This is a genomic window from Streptomyces sp. NPDC093111 (assembly GCF_040683955.1).
Taxonomy (GTDB): domain Bacteria; phylum Actinomycetota; class Actinomycetes; order Streptomycetales; family Streptomycetaceae; genus Streptomyces.
In genome coordinates this window covers 522,729-537,314 of sequence record NZ_JBFBNW010000001.1, presented here as the reverse complement: position 1 = coordinate 537,314, position 14,586 = coordinate 522,729, and the positions used below count along the sequence as shown (strand labels likewise).

16 protein-coding genes are annotated in these 14,586 nt (G+C 70.5%); 14 read left to right on the top strand and 2 right to left on the bottom strand.

The genetic code is table 11. The features are described from left to right. Nucleotides 1-91 precede the first annotated feature (91 nt). Nucleotides 92-925 (bottom strand): hypothetical protein, encoded by an 834-nt coding sequence (locus AB0Q96_RS02525; RefSeq protein ID WP_365321169.1) that lies wholly within the window; start codon nucleotides 923-925, stop codon nucleotides 92-94. Between the two features lie 299 nt (nucleotides 926-1,224). Between AB0Q96_RS02525 and AB0Q96_RS02520 the strand changes: the two genes are divergently transcribed. From AB0Q96_RS02520 to AB0Q96_RS02505, 4 genes are all read left to right on the top strand, one after another. Further along, the gene (locus AB0Q96_RS02520; protein ID WP_365321168.1) at nucleotides 1,225-1,635 is read left to right on the top strand and encodes a hypothetical protein; all 411 of its coding nucleotides are present in this window, start codon (nucleotides 1,225-1,227) and stop codon (nucleotides 1,633-1,635) included. Nucleotides 1,636-1,774: 139 nt separating this feature from the next. Beyond that, on the top strand, nucleotides 1,775-2,386 hold the full coding sequence (locus tag AB0Q96_RS02515) for a phage tail protein (RefSeq protein WP_365321167.1): 612 nt from the start codon (nucleotides 1,775-1,777) through the stop codon (nucleotides 2,384-2,386). 88 nt (nucleotides 2,387-2,474) lie between these two features. Then, nucleotides 2,475-2,765: a hypothetical protein gene (locus AB0Q96_RS02510; RefSeq protein ID WP_365321166.1), complete on the top strand. Its 291-nt coding sequence runs from the start codon at nucleotides 2,475-2,477 to the stop codon at nucleotides 2,763-2,765. A 47-nt stretch (nucleotides 2,766-2,812) separates the two neighbouring features. Continuing rightward, complete coding sequence (locus AB0Q96_RS02505; protein WP_365321187.1) at nucleotides 2,813-3,178, top strand: hypothetical protein; 366 nt, start codon at nucleotides 2,813-2,815, stop codon at nucleotides 3,176-3,178. Between the two features lie 86 nt (nucleotides 3,179-3,264). Here the strand turns inward: AB0Q96_RS02505 and AB0Q96_RS02500 are convergent, their stop codons facing one another. Then, the gene (locus AB0Q96_RS02500; protein WP_365321165.1) at nucleotides 3,265-4,080 is read right to left on the bottom strand and encodes a hypothetical protein; all 816 of its coding nucleotides are present in this window, start codon (nucleotides 4,078-4,080) and stop codon (nucleotides 3,265-3,267) included. A 307-nt stretch (nucleotides 4,081-4,387) separates the two neighbouring features. On the opposite strand from AB0Q96_RS02500, the gene AB0Q96_RS02495 reads away from it, so the two are divergent. The 10 genes from AB0Q96_RS02495 to AB0Q96_RS02450 all read left to right on the top strand — a co-directional run bounded on the left by AB0Q96_RS02495 (nucleotide 4,388) and on the right by AB0Q96_RS02450 (nucleotide 14,561). Then, complete coding sequence (locus AB0Q96_RS02495) at nucleotides 4,388-4,600, top strand: hypothetical protein (protein WP_365321164.1); 213 nt, start codon at nucleotides 4,388-4,390, stop codon at nucleotides 4,598-4,600. Between the two features lie 96 nt (nucleotides 4,601-4,696). Then, entirely contained in the window at nucleotides 4,697-5,782 is a 1,086-nt protein-coding gene (locus AB0Q96_RS02490; protein WP_365321163.1) for a hypothetical protein, read from the top strand. Nucleotides 5,783-5,809: 27 nt separating this feature from the next. Then, nucleotides 5,810-7,009: a phage tail protein gene (locus tag AB0Q96_RS02485; protein WP_365321162.1), complete on the top strand. Its 1,200-nt coding sequence runs from the start codon at nucleotides 5,810-5,812 to the stop codon at nucleotides 7,007-7,009. A 47-nt stretch (nucleotides 7,010-7,056) separates the two neighbouring features. Further along, the gene (locus AB0Q96_RS02480; protein ID WP_365321161.1) at nucleotides 7,057-8,253 is read left to right on the top strand and encodes a tape-measure protein; all 1,197 of its coding nucleotides are present in this window, start codon (nucleotides 7,057-7,059) and stop codon (nucleotides 8,251-8,253) included. 48 nt (nucleotides 8,254-8,301) lie between these two features. Continuing rightward, nucleotides 8,302-9,225: a phage tail protein gene (locus AB0Q96_RS02475; protein WP_365321160.1), complete on the top strand. Its 924-nt coding sequence runs from the start codon at nucleotides 8,302-8,304 to the stop codon at nucleotides 9,223-9,225. A gap of 39 nt (nucleotides 9,226-9,264) precedes the next feature. Further along, the gene (locus AB0Q96_RS02470; protein ID WP_365321159.1) at nucleotides 9,265-10,464 is read left to right on the top strand and encodes a hypothetical protein; all 1,200 of its coding nucleotides are present in this window, start codon (nucleotides 9,265-9,267) and stop codon (nucleotides 10,462-10,464) included. Nucleotides 10,465-10,498: 34 nt separating this feature from the next. Then, the gene (locus AB0Q96_RS02465) at nucleotides 10,499-11,716 is read left to right on the top strand and encodes a hypothetical protein (protein WP_365321158.1); all 1,218 of its coding nucleotides are present in this window, start codon (nucleotides 10,499-10,501) and stop codon (nucleotides 11,714-11,716) included. A gap of 33 nt (nucleotides 11,717-11,749) precedes the next feature. Beyond that, nucleotides 11,750-12,889 carry a hypothetical protein gene (locus AB0Q96_RS02460; RefSeq protein WP_365321157.1) on the top strand — a complete coding sequence of 380 codons (1,140 nt, stop codon included), beginning with the start codon at nucleotides 11,750-11,752 and terminating at the stop codon, nucleotides 12,887-12,889. A gap of 11 nt (nucleotides 12,890-12,900) precedes the next feature. Next, nucleotides 12,901-13,998 carry a hypothetical protein gene (locus tag AB0Q96_RS02455; RefSeq protein WP_365321156.1) on the top strand — a complete coding sequence of 366 codons (1,098 nt, stop codon included), beginning with the start codon at nucleotides 12,901-12,903 and terminating at the stop codon, nucleotides 13,996-13,998. After that, entirely contained in the window at nucleotides 13,998-14,561 is a 564-nt protein-coding gene (locus tag AB0Q96_RS02450; RefSeq protein ID WP_365321155.1) for a hypothetical protein, read from the top strand. The genes AB0Q96_RS02455 and AB0Q96_RS02450 overlap by 1 nt, the downstream gene beginning before the upstream one ends. The last annotated feature ends 25 nt before the right edge of the window (nucleotides 14,562-14,586 follow it).

Sequence of the window (14,586 nt, the reverse complement as noted above, 5' to 3'; positions counted from 1 at the left end):
AAGCGCCCCGTGTCTCGACCCGAGACACGGGGCGCTTCGGCGTTCGCGGGGGGTCCCTGCGTTCCCTGGATCCCCCGCGCTCCCCTCCCCTCTACACGGCGAGGAAAGCGTGCAGCGACTCGGTCATGGCGGCCACGAAGCGCTCGCGCACCGCCTCCGGTACGAGGTCGAGGGAGAGGTACGGGTTGAGGTCCTCCAGCTCGACCAGGAGCAGCTCGCCCTCGCGGGTGCGGCAGGCGTCGACGCGCTGGATGCCGTGGTCGAGCGTGTTCCAGTCGACGAACCGGCGGGCGAACCGCAGATCGGCCTCGTCGGCCTCGTACGGCTCCAGCTCCCAGCGCTTGGCCGGGTCGGGCGCGTACAGGGCGTACTGGAAGCGGTCGTCGACGAAGTAGAAGGACACCTCGTACCGGAAGTCGATCCGCGGCTGGACCAGGAGCCCTTCGCCGTACGCGAGCCCGGCGAGCTCCTCGTACGGGAGGAAGCGCAGCCCTATGGAGTCGGCGCCTGCCTTCGGCTTGACCGCGTAGGTGCCGGCGGCGGGCAGCAGGCCGAGGTCCTCGGCGCGGTCGACGGTGGGGATGACGGGCAGCCCGGCGTCGGTGAGGTCGAGGAGGTACTGCTTGCCGGCCATGTCACCGCGCCCGTGCAGCGGGTTGTAGACACGGGTGCCGAGCTCCGCGGCCCGCGCGCGGAAGGCGTCGTACGCCTCCTGGTAGTGCAGGACGGGCCCGCTGTTGCGGACGACGACGGCGTCGAAGCCCTCCATCAGGGCGGCGGCGTCCCGCGGGTGGCACACGGCGAGGTCGAACTCCGCGCGGAGCCGGGCGGTGAGGTCGATGTCCTCGTCGCAGTAGCGGCGTCCGCGGGCCGGGTAGGAGAGGTCGCTGACGTAGAGGAGACGGGGGCGGCGGGCGGTGGGCACGGGCGGCTCCTTGTTCGGGGAAGACCGGGCCAACCTATCCGCTGCGACAAAACCGCAGGTCAGCGCTGTACAGCAGCCTTCTCGCCAGGAAATCCCGCACCGGATCACCGAACTAGTTGCGTGCGCGCACGCTCTCTGTCACAGTTGGTGCAGCGGCGGAGCTGCGCCCGCGAGACGGGCCGCAGCCTCCGCCGTCCGCCGTCCGGGAGCGCTCCGCGCCCCTCCCCCTTCGCCCGCGTCGAGCGCCCCGGACGGCACCCGCCCGCACCGCCCTCCCCCTTCTCCTGAGGAGAACCGTCATGACCACTCCCCCGAGTGCGTTCCCGGACGTCGAGAAGCTGGTCGTCGACGTCCTCAAGGCAGACCCGGCGCTGGCCGGCGTCACCGTCGCGGTCCAGGCCCCGGCGACCGGCTTCGACGGCACCCAGAGCGCCGTCTTCGTCAACCGCCGCGGCGGCGCCTGGATCGGCGACCTGCACGTCGACAAGCCGCTGATCGAGTTCGAGGTGTACGGGCCGACGAAGACCGCGGCCCACGTCCTCGCCAACGCGGCCCGCAAGGCGCTGCTCGCCACCATCGGCAAGCAGCTCGGCACGAGCTTCGTGAGCGACGCCGAGGAACAGGACGGGCCGCGCTGGATGCCCGACTACCTCTACCGGGGCGCCAACCGCTACCTCTGCGTCATCGAGCTCTCCCTGAGCGTCTTCTGAGCCGTCGCGGCTCCCCGACGGACGCTCACCCCACAGACCAGGCCTCGCCGACCGGCGGGGCCTTTGCCGTACCCGGGCCGGACCTCCGGCACTCCGGGGCGGTGCTCTTCCCCACCCCTCTCATCAAGGAGATACATCCATGGCTGGCAACAACTCCGCCGAGATCCGCGTCGCAGGCGCCGGCAAGCTCTACGTCGCCGACGCCGGCACCTCCCTCCCGGCCGCCTTCGGCGCGGACTCCACCGCCGACTGGACCGGCGCGGGCTGGAAGGACCTGGGCTTCACCACGGGCGACGGCGTCACGTTCTCGAAGAAGGACAAGCTGGAGGCCATCGACTCGTGGCAGTCGGTCTCCCCGGTCCACTACATCTACTCGAGCCGTGACCTGTCGCTGAAGTTCTCGATGCTGCAGTTCAACGAGGACACGCTGCCCTTCTTCATGGGCGGCGACGCGGTGAAGGCCGAGCCGACCCCGGCGGTCGACACCTACCGCTACGAGATCGCCGAGCGTCCGTTCGCGGACGTCCGCGCCCTCGGCCTGGAGTTCACCGACGTCAAGGCCGGCGGCACGACCCCGGTGAAGTACCGCTTCATCATCCCGCGCGGCCAGGTCACCGCCACGGACGACATCAAGCTGGCCCGCAAGGCCGCGTCCCAGCTGGGCATCACCTTCACCGCCATGTCGAAGGGCGACGGCAAGCCGCTGGCGACCTTCCTCATGAAGGACAGCCAGTACTCCGCGACCGTCTGATCCTTCTCCACCCGGGGCGGGACGGCCGTGAGCCGTCCCGCCCCACCCCTCTCCTCTTCACCCCTCCGAACAAGGAGTACGCATCACCATGGCCCGTTTCGACGTCAACGCCGCTCGCGCCCAGCGCATGGAAGCCACCGGTCGTACCTGGTCCTTCGAGCTGGACGGCGAGTCCTACACCCTCCCCACCGAGCTCTCCCGCGCGACCGCGAAGGCGCTGCGCAAGCTGGACGACAACGACGTGGACGGCCTGCTCGCGCTCCTGATGGGTGAGGAGCAGTTCGCGCGCTTCGAGCAGCACGACATCACCATGCAGGACGTCGCCGCCATCCTGGAGGCCTACGGCAAGGAGACGGGGCTCGGCCTGGGGGAAAGCTGAGCCTCGTCGAGTTCGTCGACGAACACGCCGAGGCTCTCGAAGCCGACCTGCTGCGGTACTACTCCGTCGACCTGCTCGACTGGTACCGCGGTGATCTCTCGAGTCGGCGCGTCGCCGTACTGATCAAGCACCTGCCGCACGACAGTGCCGTGCAGCGCGAGATCCACGGCGAGGCGGCGGAGTGGTCGCTGACCGACCATCTCCTCGCGGCGACGGTGGACCATCTGGCCGTCGCCAACTGGATGTTCTCGTGCGTCAACAGCTCCGAGGACGACGAGGCGCCCGAGTTCCCGAAGCCCGTTCCCCGTCCGGGCACCCCGGACGAGGAGGGCGAGGAGCCGGGTGAGGGCGCGCGGGAGGAGAACGCCGGCCAGGCGGTCTCCCCCTCGCAGCTCGCCCGCTTCTTCGGCTGACGCGCGAGCGGCGCACCGGCGGACGCCACACCGCCGGAGCCGCGCCACCGCATGCCACATCCCCACGGCCCTCGGAGCCCGTTCCCTCAGGGAGCGGGCTCCGGGGGCGCTTCCTGTGCTCGCTCGGCGGCCAGGTCCTTCTCCAGGGCCCTGGCCCGGTCGGAGAGGCGCTGGCCTCGCGCGCCCGCGCGCGCGTCCGCTTCGGCGGCCTCGCCGCCGCGCCGGTCGGACCCGTGCCCCGCCTGGCCGGGAACGCTGGTGAGCGGCGGCACGATCGGGCGCCCGCCCTTGCCGCGGACCACCTTGCGGACCGGCTGGGCGCTCCTGCGGGCGCGGCTCTCCTGGGCGGTCACCAGAAGCTCGGCGTCCGGCTCGGGGGCCGACGCGGGGTCCGGCCCGGGCAGCGCGTCCGGTTCGGGCGCGCGCTCGGGCTGCGGCTCGGGCTCGGGTACGTACTCGTGCTCGGGGCGCTGTTCGAACAGCTCGCGCTCCCTGCGGACACGTTCCTCGGCCTGGACCACGGCGGCCGGGGGTTCCAGGAGCCGGGCGAAGGGCAGCGCGATCACCCGGGCGCCGTCCTGGGAGGTGTCCGTACGTCGCTGGGGGCGCTTGATACCACGCGCGTCGCCCTGTCCCTGGGCGTACGCGTCGGCGACGCGCTTCTCGTACTCCCTGCGGATGCGCGGCAGTTCGTCGGAGACGGCCTCGGCCCAGCCGGCGGTGAACGCGGCGGTCTCGCGGCGGTCGACCTCGGCCCGGGGCAGCACGACGAGGTCCTCCGGGGCGTACCCGGAGAGGTGGACGAGCTCGGCGAGACGGGCGAACAGATGGGGCAGATCCGGGTGGGATTCGAGCCAGTCGACGGCTCGTTCCCGCCGGCTAGCCCCCGGCTCCGTGTCCATGAGTCAGCACTGCCTTCCAAGCCCCCTGGGGTCCCCGCGCGCCCCTCGCGCCCCGCCGCCCCCCGACTGTGTCAGGTCCGGGGAACGCGCCATCCAGAGTACCCCGGTCGAACACAAGCTCCGATCAAGGACCAACCCCCACAGGAAACCCCCAGGAAGACGCGCAGTCAGGCGTTTCGCGCTCGACAAACACCGAACAGGTGTTCCACACTCTGTTCGCACAGCAGTTCGAAAACGTGGTGCCCCCGCTCCTCACTCCGCGGCGCCGCCACACCCGCAAGGGCAAGCAACCGGAAGGCAGGCGTCCATGACTCAGCAGGCCGAGGCAGCGCGACCGCACATCCCGCTCCAGGACCGCCTCCGCCAGCTCCTCGACGGACCCGTCGCCCTCGACAAGAGAGCGTTGCTCGGCACGCTGTACGCCGAGGTCAGCCGCTATGAGTCCCTTGCGTACACGGCGGGCTGGAACGACGCCCTCGCAACCGTGCGCCGCGGCTCCCGCCGGAGCGACGACGCCTAGCCGCCCGACCGCCCCTACGCACGAGCCCCTGCCGAAGTTCCTTTCCGGCAGGGGCTTTTCGGCGCTTGGCCGTTCCCGGCCGGAAGCGGAGCAACCATGGCGAAAACCATCGACGATCTCTCCACCGAGATCACGCAACTCAAGGAAGCCCTGACCAGGAAGTCGGAGTCCCTCACCTACCAGGTCCCCGACGCCAAGGACGACAAGAAGCTGGAAGACAAGCTGGCCTTCGTCTCCCAGCTCAAGAAGCACCTCATCGGCGACGCCCCCAAGATCCTCACCGAGGAGGCCGCCGCACCGTGGATCAAGCAGATCGGTGACATCCACGAGGAGGCCACCAAGGCCCCGGTGACGGAGTGGCTCGAAGCCGCCGGACTTGACGGAGTCGCGGCCGGCGTCGAGAAGATCTCCGAGGGCAAGGGCTTCGGCACGTTCCTGCCGTACTTCTTCTCGGCCTTCATGGGCCTCGCGATCCCCGCGATCGGCCTCCTGCTGGCCGCCAGGTCGGTCGACATCGTCCGGAGGATCACGGCGGCGATCACCGGCGGCCGGATCCTCGCCGCCAACGAGAGCGGCGGCTGGAGCCTCCAGAACCGCACCGCCGTCGAGACGCGCGAGCGCCGGGTCTTCAACGGCGGCACCAGCCTCGCCGACATCCCGGCGAACGCGAACTTCGACAACCTGCGGAACCAGCTCAACCTGCTGAACCCGCACCTGGAGAAGTTCAACGCCGAGGCCCCCAAGTTCACCTCGGAGTTCCACAAGCTGCCGAAGGTCAACGCCGTCATCAAGGCGGCGGACGCGATCGACAAGGTCAAGACCGCCGTCGCCGCCATCGACCCCGACAAGGTCACCGCCCTCGCCAAGGCCCTCGGCAAGCTGACCGGCGCCGTGAAGCACCACGACCCGAAGAAGGTGCCCGACCCCGGCAAGATCGACCGGCTCAACACGGCGATGGCCTCGGCCAACCCGACCGCGATCAGGGAGATGGCCACCGCCACCGGCAAGCTGGCCAGCGCCCAGCGCCACTTCGACCCGAAGAAGCTCCCCAAGGCCGGCGGCCTCTCCTCGGCCGCGCGCGCCGCCGAGCGGCTCGCGAAGGCGGGCGGGGACGTGGCCCAGGCGTTCAACAACCTCCGGCTCGCCGCCCAGCGCACCGCCGCGGAACTCGGCACCAGCTGACCCACCCCACCCGAAAGGAGGTGACCCATGTCTCTCACCAGCTCCATGAAGAAGGCGTCCGACGCCCTGCGCACCATGAAGACGCAGGCCACCGGCGCAGCCACCTCGGTCAAGAAGGTCGGCGACGCCGGCAACTCGGCCAACGGGCAGCTCAAGAACCTCAAGACCAACGCCCAGGGCTCCGGCACCCAGCTCAAGAACCTCAAGACCGCGTCGGACAACGCCGAGAAGTCCATGACGAAGGCGGGCCGGACCGCCGAGACCGCCGGCACCAAGATGGGCAAGTACGAGACCGGCGCCGGCAAGGCCGCCAAGGGTCAGGACAAGCTCAACAAGTCGATGAAGGGCAACCTGCTCGCCCGCCTGATCGAGCTGTTCATGCCGCTCATCCAGAAGATCGTCGACATGGCGATGCAGTCGAAGACGATGCAGAAGATCATCAAGAAGGCCTTCGACGCCATCAAGGTCGTGATCAGCGCGGTCATGAAGGCCATCGGCCCGATCATGAAACAAGCCGGCCAGCTGATCAAGACGGTCTGGAACGGCATCAAGACGGCCATCTCCGTCGTCGTCAAGGCCGTCGCCACCGTCATCAAGACCTACGTCACCATCTGGAAGACCGTCATCACCACGGTGATGAACGCCATCAAGGCCGTCATCAGCACCGTCTGGAACGGCATCAAGGCCGTCATCATGCCGGTCGTGAACTGGGTCAAGAGCGCGATCCCGAGCGCCTTCCAGGCCGTCAAGGACAAGATGTCCTCGATCTGGGGCGCCCTCAGCGGCATCGCTTCCAGCGCGTTCAACGGCATCCGAAGCGCCGTCGCGGGCCCGATCAACGCCGTCATCGGCCTGATCAACCGCATGATCAACGCGGTCAACGGCGTCAAGGTCAGCGTCCCCGGCTGGGTGCCGCTCGTCGGCGGCAAGACCTTCGGCGTGCACATCCCGACCATCCCGATGCTCGCCACCGGCGGTGTCGTGATGCCCCGCTCCGGCGGTGTCCCGGCGATCATCGCCGAGGCCGGCGAGGCCGAGGCGGTCCTCCCGCTCTCCAAGCTGGACCGACTGCTCACCCTCACCGCCCGCCGCGCCCGCATGTCGGCGCAGATGCAGCCGGGCGGCGGCGGCGCCGGCCTGCACATCGAGCACTACCACGCGGCCCGCAACAGTGACCCGCAGTCGACGGCGGACGCGCTGATGTACCTGGCGAAGGCACGCGGATGAGTGCCGCCGCGGCCTTCCCCGACCCTTTCCGGGGTGTCGCTCCGGTGATGACCACGCTCCGGCGCGGTCTCGGTGGGGCGGGCGACGGGCTGAAGCGGCTGCAGCAGAGCGCCCGGTCCGCGGCCGGCGGCATGGACAAGTTCGCCGCCGCCCTGAAGAGCGCCGGCACCTCCGTACGGACCTTCGGCACCGCCGCGGGCGGCGCGGCCGGCTCCCTCGGCCGGATGCGCCAGTCGAAGGGCGCCACCGGCGTACGGAAGATCGGCACCGCGGCGGGAAGGGTGGGCGGCGCCGTCGGCCGCTTCAGCCCGGGCATCGGCGGTCTGCTCTCGCTCCTGCTGCCGCTGCTGCCGTTCGCCGACACCATCACCAGGCTCATGGACACCTACGGCACCGTCATGACCGTCGCCTCGGTCGCCATGACCGGCGTCAACCTCGCCATGCGCGGCAACCCGCTGGGCTTCCTCCTCGGCATCCTCGTCCCGGTCGCCGCCTGGCTCATCGAGTACGCGGTCAACACCGAGACCGGCCAGCGGATCATCGAGCAGGTCATGCAGCAGGTCATGAAGGGGTTCGAGTCGGTCCTGAAGTTCCTGCAGCCGGTGCTGGAGCTGATCGGCGAGCTGGTGTCGAACTACTTCAAGGCCTATCTGGTCCTCTTCACCACCGCCCTGAAGATCATCGGCGACGCGGTGCACGGCTTCTCCAACACCCGCTCCATCGTCGCCTCCGCGGTGAACTCGCTGCGCTCCATCGCCTCCAGCACGATCGGCTCCGTCAAGAACGTCCTCCACCCGTTCCTGTCCCTCTTCACCGACAAGATCCCCGGGTTCTTCAGCAACGCCAAGGACGCGGTGGGCAAGGCCCTGCACGGCATGGGCGAACTGATCAAGGGCGCCCTCACCGCCGTCGTCGGCGTCGTCAAGGGCCCCATCGACGGCCTCATCGCCTTCGCCAACTGGATCATCGACGGCCTCAACAAGCTGAGCTTCGACTTCCTCGGCAAGCACTTCGGCGTCGACATCCCCAAGATCCCGATGCTCGCCGAAGGCGGTGTCGTCTTCCCCGGCGCCGACTCCGCGCCGCGCATCGACCCCCTCACCGTGCTGGAGAACCGCAGCGTCCCGGCGATCAACGAGGCGCCCCGGCCGCCCCACCGCGTCCGGGACTTCCACGAAGACCCCGGCGCCGGCCCCCGCTCGACCGCCGAGGACCTGCTCTTCCTCATGGCCGCCCACGCCTGACGCCGCCCCCACCCACCCGACACCCCTCAGAAGTGAGGTGACGGCCTCATGGCCGAGACCAGCACCACCTATGCCGGAAGCAACTTCACCGCCGACCTCGCGCCCGGCTCGCTGATCACCCAGGACGGGCAGCTGCAGTGGGCCGGGCTGCTCATCGGGCCCGGTACGCCGTTCGCCGTGGACCGGAGCGGGCTCCAGGGCTGGGAGGACCTGCCCGAGTACGACTCCTCCGACGCCGACCGGCCCACCTCGCACGGTGCCTGGCCGGGCTCCCGCTACGCCAAGCCGCGCAAGATCGGCGGCACGATCGTCCTGATGCCGGAGTGGAACCAGGCCGGCGAGGCCATCCGCGCCCTGCGCCAGGCGCTCGCCCTCCTCGACGAGGAGCGCTGGCTCACCGTCCGGCTGCACGGCGAGATGCTCTCCGTCCGCGCCCGGATCGCGCAGCGCGTGGTCCCCGCCGACCAGGGCTTCGCCACCCAGGGCAGCTCCAAGATGTCGATCCAGTGGCTCGCCACCGACCCGCGCCGCTACACCGTCAACGAGCAGTCCGCCTCCACCACCCCGCCGCAGCCGGAGTCGGGCCTGGTCTGGCCGCTGACCTGGCCGCTCAGCTGGGGCGAGGCCAAGTCCACCGGTGACGCCGTCGCCGTGAACACCGGCTCCGCCGCCACCCACCCGGTGATCGTCTTCCGCGGCCCGTGCTCCATGCCGACCGTCACCGAACGGGTCAGCCGGCGCCGCCTGCGGTACGCCATCGACCTGGCCGCCGGCGACGAGCTGATCGTCGACACCGCCAACGGCACCGTGCTCCTCAACAACACCGCCTCCCGCCGCCACACCGCGATGGCCGACTCCAGCCCCGAGGAGCTGTTCCTCCTCGAACCCGGCCGCACCGAACTGGCCTTCCGGCCCGACGCGGCCACTCCCGAAGCCCTGATGACGGTCCGCTGGCGCAGCGCCGAGTGGTGACCGAGGGCCAGTGACCCACCCCGTAGAAAGAGGTGAACCATGACCGTACGGGCCGCCTGGCTCCAGCCCACGGGCCAGACCCGCGAGGACACCCGTCTCACCCTGGCCGCTCTGCTCACCCCGAGCGGCCAGAGCCCCGAGGAGACCCCGCTCCGCTCCCGGCAGGGCATCGTGCCGGGCGGCTTCGTGCTGACCGCGACGTCCGCCATGCAGTGCGCCATCGGCACCGGCCGGGCGATCATCCAGGGTGACGAGACCCGTCAGGGCGCCTACCTGGTCGCCGCGATCTCGCCGGAGACGATCACCGTCCCGGACGGCGATCCGCAGTACGACCGGATCGACCTGATCGAACTGGCCGTCATCGACGACGCCTACGACAAGACCGGCGTCACCGACGCCGTCGTCCGCCTGGTCAAGGGCACGCCGGCGGCCCAGCCGGTCGCCCCGGCCAGCGGCCCCGGCAGCACCCAGCCGCTGTACACGGTCCGGGTCCCCAAGGGCACCTCGGCCGGCACCGGCGGCATCGCCTGGACCACCGGCGGCGTCACCACCCAGCACTGGCCGGTGGTGGCGCTCGGCGGCATCCTGCCGACGAGCGGCTTCAAGGGCGCGTACGTCGGCCAGTACCGCGACACGAGCGGCATGCTCCAACGCTGGGACGGCGCGACCTGGGTCTCGTACCCCCGCGCCAACGGCGGCATCGCGCCCGGGACCCTGGTGTCCACCGGCAGCTACACCGGCCAGTACCGCGACAACGCCGGGACCCTCCAGCGCTGGGACGGCACGAACTGGCAGTACGCCGAGGGCACCGCGAAGATCCTGCTCGGCGTCACGCAGTGGCTGTCCGGCGAGCAGCAGACCGTCCCGCCCAACGTGTGGACCGTGCTCACCCTGCCGACCATCGAGATCGACGACAGCCGCGGCTGGAACGGGACCACCACCTACGTCGTGCCCCGCACCGGCTGGTGGCGCGTCTCCGGCCAGGCCACCTGGGCCAACGACTCCCAGACCGGCATGCGCGGCGCCCGCATCTCGGTCAGCGGCGTCGGCCAGTCCCGTACGACCTGGCTCGTCCCGGCCGGCAACGGCGCCATCTCCGTCGGCGGTACGGGCGTGATGCGCCTCGTCGCCGGCGACACCCTGCAGCTCGCCGGCTACCACAGCCACACCGCGCCGATCAAGACGCTCGGCGGCTCCGGCTACGCCTGCACCCTCACCGCCGAGTGGCTCAAGTCCTGATCCCCGCTCCACCGCCCCTCCTTTGGAGAACCCCATGAACCTGCGCAGCAGCTGGGTCGCCGAGACCGGCCAGACCCGCGAGGACACCCGGCTCACCCAGACGCCGACCACGATGATCAACCCCGTACAGGTGCGTTCCGGCGTCCTGCCCGGCTCCTACGGAGGCCAGTGGCGCCTCTCCGGCTTCTGGATGACGAACGCGTCCGCCATGGCCGCGACCGTCTCCGAGGGCCGGGCCGTCATCCAGGGAGACATCTCCCAGGGCGTCTACCCGGTCACCCTGCCCGCCGCCGAGCAGGTCACCTTCGCCGTGGGCAACGCCCAGTACGGGCGCATCGACCTGGTCGTCCTGAAGATCTACGACAACCTCTACGACGGCTCCACCCGCAACGAGGCCAAGATCGAGGTCATCCAGGGCGTCGCCGAGCAGACCCCGAAGGCCCCGGTCGCCCCGCCGCGCAGCCTCCCGCTGTACGAGGTGACCGTCCCGGCCGGCGCCAGCGCGGGCAACGGCGGCATCCCGTGGAACAGCGCCCTGAAGGACCTGCGCACCCCGGTCGTCGCGGTCGGCGGCATCCTGCCGGTCGAGAACGCGGTGCTGCCGGGCGCCTACCCGGGCCAGTACCAGGACACCGCGAACGACCAGTTCCAGCGCTGGGACGGCGGCAAGTGGGTCGCGTACCCGCAGGCCGTCGGCGGCATCGTGCCGAACTCCGTGCCCACCGCGAGCGCCGGCACCTACAACGGGCAGTACCGCGCCGTCGCCGACGGCCCGCTCCAGCGCTGGACCGGCTCGGCCTGGGCGCCGGCGTACCCCGGCCCGTACTTCAACGACTCGCTGGACGCCGGCTACACCGTCTCCACGACCTACGTGAACGCGCTCGTCGAGCGGGCCGAGAACCCGCTCGCGGTGACCTTCGTCGCCCCCGAGTCCAAGCAGGCCATCCTCAGCTTCGGCTCCCGGATGGAGCTCAGCCTGGCCACCGGCACCACGGGCATCGCCAGCTCGGCCTTCATGTGCGTGCGGATCACCCAGGGCGCCACCGTGGTCCGCGAGGTGGAGGACGAACTGGCCGCGATGTCCTCCAAGTCCGCCGACCCGACGGACGCCCAGTCGGTCGGGACCGTCCAGCGGCTCTACGCCCTGACGCCGGGTCAGACCTACACGGTCACCGCGTACTTCCGGACCTCCAACGCGAACGTGCGGGCCTGGTTCGACAACTCGTACATCCAGGTCACCCCGCAGTACTGAGCCGCCCGTCCGCCCCCTCCCGAGGAGAGATCCATGCCCGTACGCCCCGGCTGGCTGCTGCCCACCGGTCAGACCCGACAGAACACCCGCATCACCGCCATCGGCGCCACCACCCCCGTCAACCCGCTCGGCGTACGCTCGGGCGTCCTGCCCGGCACGTACGACGGCAAGTTCCGCGTCGGCGGGCTCTGGATGAGCTCCAACGGCCCGATGACGGCCATCGTCTACCACGGCAAGGCCGTCATCCAGGGCGGCAACACCGACGGCGCCTACCCGGTCGCCCTCGACGAGGACGTCGTCATCACCTTCGGCGACGGCGACCCGCTCAACCCGCGGCTCGACCTGGTCGTCGTGCGCGTGTACGACAACGACGTCGACGCCCTCGGCAAGTACACGGCCGGCATCGAGATCATCAAGGGCCAGCCGGCGGCCGTCCCGGTCCTGCCGACCGCCCCGGCGCGCTCGCTGGTCCTGTTCTCCGTCCTGGTCAAGAAGGGCGCCTCCGCCGGCACCGGCGGCATCGACTGGGTCGGCGGCGCCTCCACCGACCTGCGCCAGACCATCGTCGCGTCCGGCGGCATCCTGCCCGTCTACAACAACGCGGGCGTGGCCGGCTCCTACCCGGGCCAGTACCAGGACAACGACAACGCCCACTTCCTCCAGCGCTGGGACGGCACCGTCTGGGTCGCCTACCCGAAGGAGATCGGCGGCATCGCCCCCAGCGGCACCGTGTCGACCGGCTCCTACAACGGCCAGTACCGCGACAGCGGCGGCAACCTCCAGCGCTGGACCGGCACCTCGTGGGCGAACTACCAGCCGCCGGTGGAGAACGAGAACGTCACCAGCGGGGCCACCCCGCTCCCCAACTGGGGAGTCGTCCAGTTCTACGGCCGCAGGACCAAGAACGGCCTGTGCACCATGACCGTCACCGTCACCCGCACCGGCCCCACCGTCACCGCCGACAACACCGGCCAGATCAGCGACGAGCCGATCTGCACCCTGCCCGCCGGCTGGCGCCCCGGCATCTCCTTCGAGGCCGTCGCCTGCGACGGCTTCGGCTCGGGCGGCGCCAACATCAGCACCAACGGCCAGATCGACCTGCGCACCTGGTCCCCCAACGGCCAGCTGGCCGCCGGACGCAACATCCGCGTCTCCGCCACCTACGTCCTGTAAGGAGGCCCGTGATGGCACTCGACACGCCCTACCGGGCCATCTTCTGCGACCTGATCACCGACCAGACCATCGACATCCTGCCGCTGCGCGACGTCTCCTTCGACGACTACATCGGCAAGGCCGGCTCCCTGTCCGGCACCATCCCCATCCCCAACCAGGAGATCGCCGAGCGGGTCAAGAAGGTCCGCGAGGGCCGCACCGCGATCTACCTGGAGCGCGGCGGCGACCTGTGGTGGGGCGGCATCATCTGGACCACCACCCTCCAGTCCAGCGGGCGCGGGGTGCTCACCCTGTCCCTGCAGGCCGCCACCTTCGACTCGTACGCGGCCCGCCGGCGCATCCGCACCGACATCGCGTACACCGACACCGACCAGCTGGAGATCGCCCGCAAGCTGTGGACCGAGCTCACCAAGCCCCCGGGCTGCTTCACGGTCACCATGGGCGAGGAGACCTCCGACACCAAGCGGACGGTCAACTACCGCCTCGGCGACGAGACGGTCTACCAGGAGGCCGTGGACCAGCTCGCCGGCCTCCAGAACGGCTTCGAGTACCAGATCCTGGTCTACCGGGACCCGGACGACGGCAAGCGCGTCCGGCAGCTCCGGCTCGGCTCGCCCAAGATCCGTACCGGCGCCACCGACCTGCTCTTCGACCGGCCCGGCGTCATCCTGTCGTACTCCTTCCCGAACGACGCGACCCGCGGCGGCACCACGGCGATGGCCCGCGGCGCCTCGGTGAACTCCAACGCCGGCGCCGAGTCCCGGCCGCTGTTCTCCGCCGAGCAGGTCGACACCGGACTGCTCGTCGACGGCTGGCCCAGGATCGACCTGTCCTCGGACCACAACGAGATCGGCGACCAGCTCACCCTCAACCAGGTGGCCGCCGCCGAACTCGCCGAGGCCCGCGGCGCCGTCCTGATCCCCGAGGTCAGCATCCACCTCGGCGGGATCGTCCCGCCGACGCTGCTCGGGCGGGTGGCCCGCATCCGGATCACCGACGAGTGGTTCTCCAACGGTCTCGACGCCCGCTACCGCATCATCGGCGTCAAGATCACGCCCCCGGAGCGGGGCCGCCCCGACACCGCCGAGCTCTACCTCGAGGAGGCCTGATGCCCCAGCTGCCCGAGGACATCATCGACCGGCTCAACCAGATGGAGCGCCGGCTGAAGGCCCTGTCCACCGCCGTCAACACCCGGCCGCCGCTCAACGAGATCCGCCCCGACCCGAACAGCGTGCCCGCCCGGCCGGTGATCCGGATGTACGACGGGTACGTCCACGAGATCTTCTCGGACGACATCGTGACCGGCGGCCTCGCCCGGCCCTGGCTCGCGCTGATGCCCCCGAAGGACACCAGCACCACCCGCTGGCCGCAGACCGCCAACGGCTCCTTCACCACCGTCGCCCGGTCCTTCAACCCGATCTGGCAGCCGAAGATGCGCATCTCGCTGAGCACCGCGGCCGGCGCCGGCGCGACCGGCCAGGTCCGGGTCATGGTCGACGACGTGCAGTTCGGCCCCACCGTCACCGCGGGCACCACGTACGACTACACCGGCCTGCTGCCGGGCGACTTCAAGACCCGGTTCAGCCAGACCATGAAGATCGAGATCCAGGCCCTGGCCTCCGGCGGCACCGTCTACGCCCAGCCCGTCCTCATCTACGGCACCCAGAGCTGACCGGCCCGTCCAGGAGCAAGAGGAG

Coding starts and splice junctions, on each gene's coding strand:
- AB0Q96_RS02475 (WP_365321160.1), top strand. CDS start 8,302: ATGGCCGAGACCAGCACCACCTATGCCGGAAGCAACTTCACCGCCGAC.
- AB0Q96_RS02515 (WP_365321167.1), top strand. CDS start 1,775: ATGGCTGGCAACAACTCCGCCGAGATCCGCGTCGCAGGCGCCGGCAAG.
- AB0Q96_RS02500 (WP_365321165.1), bottom strand. CDS start 4,080: ATGGACACGGAGCCGGGGGCTAGCCGGCGGGAACGAGCCGTCGACTGG.
- AB0Q96_RS02465 (WP_365321158.1), top strand. CDS start 10,499: ATGAACCTGCGCAGCAGCTGGGTCGCCGAGACCGGCCAGACCCGCGAG.
- AB0Q96_RS02450 (WP_365321155.1), top strand. CDS start 13,998: ATGCCCCAGCTGCCCGAGGACATCATCGACCGGCTCAACCAGATGGAG.
- AB0Q96_RS02480 (WP_365321161.1), top strand. CDS start 7,057: ATGACCACGCTCCGGCGCGGTCTCGGTGGGGCGGGCGACGGGCTGAAG.
- AB0Q96_RS02485 (WP_365321162.1), top strand. CDS start 5,810: ATGTCTCTCACCAGCTCCATGAAGAAGGCGTCCGACGCCCTGCGCACC.
- AB0Q96_RS02470 (WP_365321159.1), top strand. CDS start 9,265: ATGACCGTACGGGCCGCCTGGCTCCAGCCCACGGGCCAGACCCGCGAG.
- AB0Q96_RS02455 (WP_365321156.1), top strand. CDS start 12,901: ATGGCACTCGACACGCCCTACCGGGCCATCTTCTGCGACCTGATCACC.
- AB0Q96_RS02495 (WP_365321164.1), top strand. CDS start 4,388: ATGACTCAGCAGGCCGAGGCAGCGCGACCGCACATCCCGCTCCAGGAC.
- AB0Q96_RS02520 (WP_365321168.1), top strand. CDS start 1,225: ATGACCACTCCCCCGAGTGCGTTCCCGGACGTCGAGAAGCTGGTCGTC.
- AB0Q96_RS02460 (WP_365321157.1), top strand. CDS start 11,750: ATGCCCGTACGCCCCGGCTGGCTGCTGCCCACCGGTCAGACCCGACAG.
- AB0Q96_RS02490 (WP_365321163.1), top strand. CDS start 4,697: ATGGCGAAAACCATCGACGATCTCTCCACCGAGATCACGCAACTCAAG.
- AB0Q96_RS02510 (WP_365321166.1), top strand. CDS start 2,475: ATGGCCCGTTTCGACGTCAACGCCGCTCGCGCCCAGCGCATGGAAGCC.